Source organism: Streptomyces sp. NPDC055815 (assembly GCF_053616475.1).
In genome coordinates, this window is the sequence record NZ_JBSHDU010000005.1 from 182,514 (window position 1) to 190,196 (window position 7,683).

The 7,683-nt window shown below is 68.5% G+C and carries 6 protein-coding genes and 1 pseudogene; 5 read left to right on the forward strand and 2 right to left on the reverse strand.

Annotation, left to right across the window (positions count from 1 at the left end):
- Positions 1-1,066: 1,066 nt before the first annotated feature.
- On the reverse strand, positions 1,067-1,477 hold the full coding sequence (locus ACWGN5_RS06195; protein ID WP_362534325.1) for a GntR family transcriptional regulator: 411 nt from the start codon (positions 1,475-1,477) through the stop codon (positions 1,067-1,069).
- Positions 1,478-1,661: 184 nt separating this feature from the next.
- Here ACWGN5_RS06195 and ACWGN5_RS06200 point away from each other — a divergent pair, with 184 nt between their 5' ends.
- The 5 genes and pseudogenes from ACWGN5_RS06200 to ACWGN5_RS06220 all read left to right on the forward strand — a co-directional run bounded on the left by ACWGN5_RS06200 (position 1,662) and on the right by ACWGN5_RS06220 (position 7,146).
- Positions 1,662-2,039, forward strand: coding sequence for an SCO3933 family regulatory protein (locus ACWGN5_RS06200; protein WP_453511664.1), 378 nt, complete (start codon positions 1,662-1,664; stop codon positions 2,037-2,039).
- A gap of 205 nt (positions 2,040-2,244) precedes the next feature.
- The gene (locus ACWGN5_RS06205; protein ID WP_453511665.1) at positions 2,245-3,657 is read left to right on the forward strand and encodes an FtsK/SpoIIIE domain-containing protein; all 1,413 of its coding nucleotides are present in this window, start codon (positions 2,245-2,247) and stop codon (positions 3,655-3,657) included.
- A gap of 54 nt (positions 3,658-3,711) precedes the next feature.
- The gene (locus tag ACWGN5_RS06210; protein ID WP_453511667.1) at positions 3,712-4,518 is read left to right on the forward strand and encodes a DUF2637 domain-containing protein; all 807 of its coding nucleotides are present in this window, start codon (positions 3,712-3,714) and stop codon (positions 4,516-4,518) included.
- 132 nt (positions 4,519-4,650) lie between these two features.
- Positions 4,651-6,114, forward strand: coding sequence for a replication initiator (locus ACWGN5_RS06215; RefSeq protein ID WP_453511668.1), 1,464 nt, complete (start codon positions 4,651-4,653; stop codon positions 6,112-6,114).
- A 199-nt stretch (positions 6,115-6,313) separates the two neighbouring features.
- A pseudogene (locus tag ACWGN5_RS06220) lies at positions 6,314-7,146 on the forward strand (IS982 family transposase).
- An 11-nt stretch (positions 7,147-7,157) separates the two neighbouring features.
- Here the strand turns inward: ACWGN5_RS06220 and ACWGN5_RS06225 are convergent.
- The gene (locus tag ACWGN5_RS06225; protein ID WP_453511670.1) at positions 7,158-7,481 is read right to left on the reverse strand and encodes a hypothetical protein; all 324 of its coding nucleotides are present in this window, start codon (positions 7,479-7,481) and stop codon (positions 7,158-7,160) included.
- Between the last annotated feature and the right edge of the window lie 202 nt (positions 7,482-7,683).

The window sequence follows — 7,683 nt, forward strand, 5'->3', positions numbered from 1 at the left end:
CCCCGGGTGGGGTGGCGTACAATCGGGGGGGGGGGGGCGGGGGCCCCCCGCCCCCCGCGGCCCGCCGTGGCGGGCCGCCTTGATCCAGTAAAGAAACTCTTAACAGCCCTGCGGCCGTGCGGGCTTGGCCGCGTCTCGGCGAAACGATCCTGCGTAATCTCCGCATTCCTGGCGCCTCAGACCCCGAAGGTCCTGATAGTGGCGATTCGTGCCTGTTTGTTCTCCGGGTTGGCGGAATTTATCCACAGGCTCGGGATTGCAAGGTGGTCCTGGTAAGGGGGCGGGGACTCACCACGGCCTGGTCGTGACCATCTCGTGGCCTGTGGGAGGCGCTTTCGGCAAGGGCGGTGGTGAGTGGTGGCTGCTGAGGTGGATTCGTTGGCCGCAGGTGTCACACGGGAGGCGCTTTTCACGCCTGTAGCAGGTGAAGGGCGCAGTGCCCTACAGGACGAAGTGCGGAGGTTGAGCGCGTGACGCACGGACAACGCGAGGGCTGTCTTCCGCAGCGCGAAATGGCGAAACATAGCCGACGATCGCCGGTTTCCCAAACCGGGGATTCTCCGGAACATGGAGGCCCGGAAGCGAAAGGAGGTCGGGAGTCTTGATGCAGCTCGGCGACGCGTGTGACTTCTTCCCGATGGTGTGGCCAAAGTGGAGCCGTGCCATCGGCAGGTCCCGCTTGCGCCTGCGCGGTCCGTCGTGCGGGCCGGCCTCGACGGTTGTTTCCCGTCCGATGACTCGCGTCGGCGGTGTCGGCGAACCGGGGTGGCGAAGGCGGCTAGACCTGGAGATCGGGGTGCTTCCGGCCAGCGGGCTCGTCCGGGGCGGTGTCCGCTCTGGCTGCTGGGATGGGCAAGCCCTCAGAGGTGAGCGGGCAAGCCGTGGGCAAGCTTTTGGGCAAGCCCCGGTGAGTTTGATCGAAACGTCAGCAAGGAACGGCACGACATGAACGGGGCGGGAATGAAGAAGCACGAGGCGGCGGAGATTGCGGCTCGCCTGGCGAAGATGGAACAGAAAGTCGCCCGGCTGGAGGAGCTGGCGCTTCGGGTTGGTGAGCGGAAGGCCGCTATGGCCTCTTCGGCTTCTCGGTGACCCCGGCGAGCTGCTGAAAGATGTTCAAGAGGCTGTCCAATCTGGCGTCAATCGCATTGAGGCGCTCGGACAGTTCGACGTATTCGGGTGTGGGCATGTGCCGGTCCGGCTCTTGGCCGCCCGCGTCGGCCTTCCTGCTGGTGCTGGCCGGCAGGGTGTCGACGACGAAGTTGCCCACACCTGGCTTGGAGTAGATCAGTCCCTCGTCGCGCAGAACGCGGAGGGCTGATCGAGCCGTCATGTTCGCGATCTCGTACTCGGCTTCGAGGTCGCGGGATGACGGGACGCGCTCACCCGGCTTGATGCGGCCGGACCGGATCTGCTTGCGGATCTCGTCGGCAACCAGCTGGTAGGGCGGGGTGTGGGAGTCCCTCGGCAAAGTCATGTGTCGAGGGTAGCCCGCCTAGCACACCAACCGCACTAGGACGCCTAAACGCGGGGCTCCTGGACCCCGCTGAGCTAGCTAGATCTCTGCACTAGGTGCGCTAGGTGCTTGACGGGGTTGGCGGGCGTAGTGCACTGTAGTGATCACGCCGCACCGAGCGGCACCGAACGAAAGGAAGTTCCCCATGGCGCGCATCCGCGTTGGCTTCACCAGCACCACCCGTCACATGCTCGGCGTCCTGCCCACCCCGAAGTTCACCGACATGGAGAAGACCCAGCTCGCCACCGACCGCGAGACCGGTGAGCCGCTGTACACGGTCACCGTCTTCGTGATGGAGGACGGGGCCGCTGAGGCGATCAAGGTCACGATCCCGAAGAGCGGTCTGCCGAACGGGCTGAACGTCGGCGCGTTCGTGCGGCCGCTGGACCTGTTCGCCACCCCGTGGGCGCGGGTCTTCAACGGTCAGCTTCAGGACGGCATCGCCTACCGGGCCTCGGGCCTGGAGGTGCTGGCCATGCCCGCGCCGCAGGTCGCGGACGAGCCGTCCGAGATCGCCGCGTGACGGGCGCTGTCGGGTTCCGGTTCGGCGCTGAGCGCAGCTATCCGCTCGCTCATGCCGGACCGGACCCCCAGTTTTCCGAGTCCCTGATCAACTCTGTGGCCGCCGTTCTCGTCGGCTACGGCTACCCGCCCTTCGAGTCCCTGGAGGACTGGGCGGGCCTCGAATCAGCCCTCGCGGGCTACCTCTACGAAAGGAAGGACACGACGTGACTGTGGGGGAGGTGACGGGCTACGCCCCGGTCGTGGTCGGGGCGGGCCTGGTGCTCGTCCTGGTGTGGGCGGTCGTCTGGGTGGTGCGCTACCTGATGGCGGACACCGAGACGCGGGCCAGCATCCGGCAGGCGATACGGGTTCGCCGGACCTGGAAGCGTCTGGCGCCGATGGCTGGGCTGTCGGTCACGGACAAGACTCCGACCGCGCTGGCCTCGCTGGCCAACGCTGAGGGCAAGCCGCACAAGCCGCGGGTCCTCATCCCGGCTCTGAAGGTGACGCCGGACCGGTTCGGCGTCGTCGTCCGGGCGAACTGCCTGCCGAGGGTGGGCCTGGAGGAGTTCCAGAAGGCGGCCCCGTATCTGGCGGACGCCTGGCAGTGCACGCGGGTGTCGGTCGTCCAGGACAAGCCCGGACAGGTGCTGATCCGTGGTGTTCGCGTTGATCCGCTGCTGACGCCGACCACGCACGTCCCCTCCGGGCAGGCCCCGGAGGAGTTGGTGCGGTGGGAACTCGGCCTGGACGAGTACGCCCAGCTCGTAGCCCTGTACCTGGCCGAGGTACCCGGGGTGACCGTGGCCGGCCTGCCCGGCTTCGGCAAGACCGCGATGGTCAACCGCTTCATCTGTGACTGCGCTCCCTCACCCGCCGTTCAGATCGCGGTGGCGGACGGCAAGGTGTCCGCCGCGTACGAAGGCGACTACGCCGACCTGGTCAGCCGGTTGTTCGCCTTCGTCGGTGACGACCTGGACGACGCCAACGCGCTGTTCAAGCGGCTCGTCAAGCTCCGCCGGGGCCGGTCCGCCGCGATCAAGACCGTGCTCGGGCGCAAGGACATGTGGCACGTCGGCCCGTCTGCCGCCTGGCCGTGGACGGTGCTGATCATCGACGAGGCGCACACGTACTTCCGCGACCACAAGGGCTCCGACAAGGAGTCCAAGCGCCTGGCCGCCCTGGCGGCCGAGAACACGAGGCTCGTGGAAGAGCTGGTCAGGAAGGGACGCAGCGTCGGCATCCTGGTCATCCTCATCACGCAGAAGCCCACCGGCGATGCCATCCCCACGTCCATCCGGGACGTGTGCCCGGTCGGCGTGTCCTTCGCGCAGAAGACCGCCGACGCGGCCGTGGCCGCCCTCGGCGAGGACATCCGTGAATGGCCGGACGCGAACCCGACGACGTTGCAGGACCCCGCTTATGTCGGCGTCGCGGTCATGAACAGCCCTGGTAAGGCGGGCTTTACTCGGCTGCGTACCCCGTACGTCGAAGAGGAGGACGCTGCCCGCATCGCGGTCGAGACCGCCCACCTGACGGCCGACCCCGCTGCGCTGCTGGCCGCCCGGCTCCCCGCCGGCATCGACCTGACCAAGTACGACGGCTACGACGAGGGTGAGGCGCCGCTCGCCGCATAGCCCAGACGGCCAATCCACGCATCCCTGCGCGCTGTTGAGAGGAGGTGAACCCCTATGTCTGAGGACCGGATCACCCAGCGCACCGTGACCGTGGTCATGGGCGTCATTGCCGCTCTGGCCTTCGTCTTCTCCTTCGGCAACGTCTGGGCCCTCGCCCTGCGGCTCGGTATCCCCGAGCCCATCGCGCCGCTGATCGCTCCGATGGTGGACCTGTCCGTGGTCGGCCTCCTGGTGGCCCTGCGCTACCTCTCGCTGCGCGGTGTCCCGCCGGAGCAGATGAAGGCCGCTACCCGGCTGATGCACTTCTCCGGCCTGCTGACGCTGGCCCTCAACATCGCCGAGCCCCTGGCCGCCGGCCACTACGGCCGCGCTGCCGTGGACGCCGTGGCCCCGCTGCTCCTCCTCGGCTGGGGAGCCGTCGGCCCCCAGCTCCTCCGGGCCTTCCACACCATCGGCACCCCCGCGCCCGTCCCCGTCGTCGCGGAGCCAAGACCGGAACCCCGACCCGTTCCCGCGCCGGTCGTCCCGGCTGAGGATGACGAGCCTGCCGCCACCCCGGCCCCTGCTGATCTGGCCCCCGTGCCCGAGCCCACGTCCGTGACGTCCTCGCCCGTGCCCACCCCGGCCCCTGCCGATCTGGCCCCCGTGCCCGAGCCCGCACCCATGACGGCCCCGCCCGTGCCCACCCCGGCCCCGGTACCTGCGGTCAAGGTGCCCGAGCCGCTGCTGAACGAAGCGCGCTCGATCGCGGACGCCCACCGCGTCCAGCACGGCGAGCCCATCACCACCGTTCAGCTCAAGGCGCGGCTCGGCGTCGGCCTGCCCATGGCCACCGCCCTGCACTCGGCCCTGACGGCCTGACCTTCCCGCCGGCCTTCCGGCTGCCTCCCGCACCCGGCCCCCAAGGGGCTCGGTTCGCCATGCCCCGAGCAGGCCCGCGCATCCGTCGGCCTGCTCGGGGCCCCAGCCCAGCACGAAGGGAGAACCCGCCCCATGAAGCACCCCCTGGACCTCCGCCACGTCGTCAGCCCCGCCCTGCGGGACCTGATCGAGCTGGCCCACCTCGAAGACTTCGACCGCGTGACGGAGCAGGTCCGCAACGTCCGCGGCTGCACCCGCCCGGTCAACCTTGTCGGCCACACCGCCACCCTCCACGCTGCCACCCGCACCGTGGTCCGCACCTACTCCACCGCCGACGAACCCACCGGCCGACTCCTCACCACCTGCGGCAACCGCCGCGCCTCCCGCTGCCCGGCCTGCTCCCGCGTCTACGCCGCAGACACGTACCACCTGATCAAGGCGGGACTCTCCGGCGGCAAGACCGTCGCGGAAGACGTCCGCACCCACCCCCGCGTCTTCGCCACGCTCACCGCGCCCTCCTTCGGGCCGGTCCACAACCGCCCCACCACGCCCTCGGGCAAGCCCCTGGACTGCCGCTGCGGCCGGCACCACGCCGAGGACGACCCTGCCCTTGGCACTCCCCTCGCTCCAGCCTCGTACGACTACACCGGCGCTGTGCTCTGGAACGCCCATGCCGGGGCGCTCTGGGCACGCTTCACCATCTACCTCCGACGCGAGCTCGCTGCCCAACTGGGCATCACGCAGAAGGCGTTGAAGGCGGCTCTGCGTGTCTCCTTCGCCAAGGTCGCCGAGTACCAGAAGCGCGGCCTGGTCCACTTCCATGCCGTGATCCGCCTCGACGGCCCCGATGGACACACCACCGCGCCCCCGCCCTGGGCCACCCTCGACGCCCTGGACCACGCCGTCCGCGCCGCTGCCCGACGCGCTCAACTCACCATCGAGTCAGACGCGGTTGGAGAGCGCGTCATCGCGTGGGGCGACCGCATCGACGTGCGCGAGATCAAGGCCCTGGGGGACGGCGAACTCACCGACCAGAAGGTGGCCGCCTACGTCGCCAAGTACGCCACCAAGAGCGCCGAGGGCTCCGGCACGGTCGACCGCACTCTTGTCTGCCGCGCCTGCTCCGGACGCGGATACACCAGCGGCCCGGACGGCTTCCGCGACCTGTGCGCCGACTGCGACGGCACCGGACAGGCCGAACCCCTGCGCGACCTCCAGGTGCAGCAGCACGTACGGCAGATGATCCGCACCGCCTGGGCGCTCGGTCACCTGCCGGAGTTCGCGGACCTCAAGCTCTGGAAGTGGGCCCATATGCTCGGCTTCCGTGGCCACTTCTCCACCAAGTCCCGCGCCTACTCCACCACCCTCGGCGCACTCCGCGACGTACGCCGCGCCTGGCGCACCGCCCAGGCCGATGCAGCCCGCACCCGCGCCGGCCACCCGGCCCCCGACGAGAACACCACCCTCGTCACCGAAGCCTCCTGGGCCTACCTCGCCTCTGGCTACCGTCCCGGCGAAGAACTCCTCGCCAACCAGGTTCGCCACGACCTCGCCCATGCCGAACGCCTCAAGACAGAAGGGAACCCCTGGCAGTGATCACGGTCGCGGAGAAGCCGGTTCGTTCCCTGGCGGACGAGGCCAGGGAACGTTGGATCCGGAAGTGCGTGGACGAGGCCCCGCCGCTGAGTGACGCCCAGCTCAAGAGCATCGGCACGGTGCTGGGCATCCGCCTCATTAGACGAGTAGTTCCGAAGTTCGACCGTGCAAATGGGCAGAGGGTGTCCAAGATCCGTTTGTGACGACAGATCTGAACATCTTCCTGACGGCTCTGTACGTGAAGATCGACGACGGGATCGTCGGAACCCGTTGGCTGGGCAGACCGCCGCAGCTCACGGATTCCGAACTGGTCTGCCTGGCGGTAGCCCAGGCGGTGCTGGGCTACCGCTCTGAGGCCCGCTGGCTGCGCTTCGCACACGCCCACCTCAGCCCGATGTTCCCCTACCTGCCCCAACGCCCCGGATACAACAAGCGACTGCGCGCGGCCCTTCCGCTGGTCAAGCGCGCGATCCGACTCCTGGCCAGGGATACGGACTTCTGGTTCGACAACGTCTGGATCACCGACTCCACCCCGGTCGAGTGCGGCCGCTCCCGCCCCACGGCCCGGCGTTCGAACCTGGCCGGCTGGGCCGGATACGGCTACTGCGCTTCCCACCTGGGCCCTGGCCACCCCGAAGATGGACGAACGGGAGGTCCTCGGCGCGATGCTGGACCGCGAGCCGCAGCTGGCCGAGGAACGGCCCGGTCTCGTGCTCATCGCGGACAAGGGATTCGCCTCCAAGGAGTTCGAGGCGGACCTGGCCGCGCGAGGCATCGAGATCCTACGACCGTCCTTCAGGCGGGAGGCTGCCCGACGTGGTGAGCACCAGCTCAAAGCATTCCGCCAGCTCATCGAGTCGGTCAATGACACCCTCAAGGGCCAGCTTGACCTGGAACAGCACGGCGGACGGGACCTTCGAGGGCGTCGCGATCCGGGTCGCTCAGCGCGTTCTGGCGATGGCCGCAGCGATCTGGCACAACCACAAGACCAGTGCGCCCGTCCTGCGCTCGCTCATCGCCTACGACCATTGAGAGCCCACCGCCTACCCGTAGCCGGGCGACCACTCGTCCCGAAGAACTGCGTCAAGGTTCCCCGCGCCGAAATCGGCGCAGAGCAGGGTGATCTCCCTGGCAGAACGACCACGCATGTGACGGGTCTTGTCCTTATCTTCGTTCTCCAGGAGAACCCACCCGGACGGCTCAGCGAAAACGCTCAGGTACCACCCCGACGCGTTGTCGCAGATCGCAATGTGCCGATGGATGGGATCGTCCGTGTCGAGCTCTCCGAGCAGTGTGTCCAACGCCTCCCCGCCGAAAGACTCGGTGTCCTCCGTGTCTCCCCACCGGTGGATGATCTTGTACCGCAATGCGCCCGCCCATGATTGGTCCAGCAGTGCCCGTAACCACGCGACCTTAGCCACTCACAGAGCCCTCAGTAACGCGACACGCCCCCTCGATAGGAACTACTCGTCTAACGAGCTCGTGCACGGTAGGCGGCGAGACGTCGAGGATCCCGACGGGGCTCGCTGTTCACCTCTGCCGTGCGGGGATCAGGTCCGCGGTCTGCTG

Bases quoted from the DNA above. Each gene is read 5' to 3' on its own strand.
- ACWGN5_RS06210 (WP_453511667.1), top strand. From the start codon at position 3,712: ATGTCTGAGGACCGGATCACCCAGCGCACCGTGACCGTGGTCATGGGC.
- ACWGN5_RS06215 (WP_453511668.1), top strand. From the start codon at position 4,651: ATGAAGCACCCCCTGGACCTCCGCCACGTCGTCAGCCCCGCCCTGCGG.
- ACWGN5_RS06195 (WP_362534325.1), bottom strand. From the start codon at position 1,477: ATGACTTTGCCGAGGGACTCCCACACCCCGCCCTACCAGCTGGTTGCC.
- ACWGN5_RS06200 (WP_453511664.1), top strand. From the start codon at position 1,662: ATGGCGCGCATCCGCGTTGGCTTCACCAGCACCACCCGTCACATGCTC.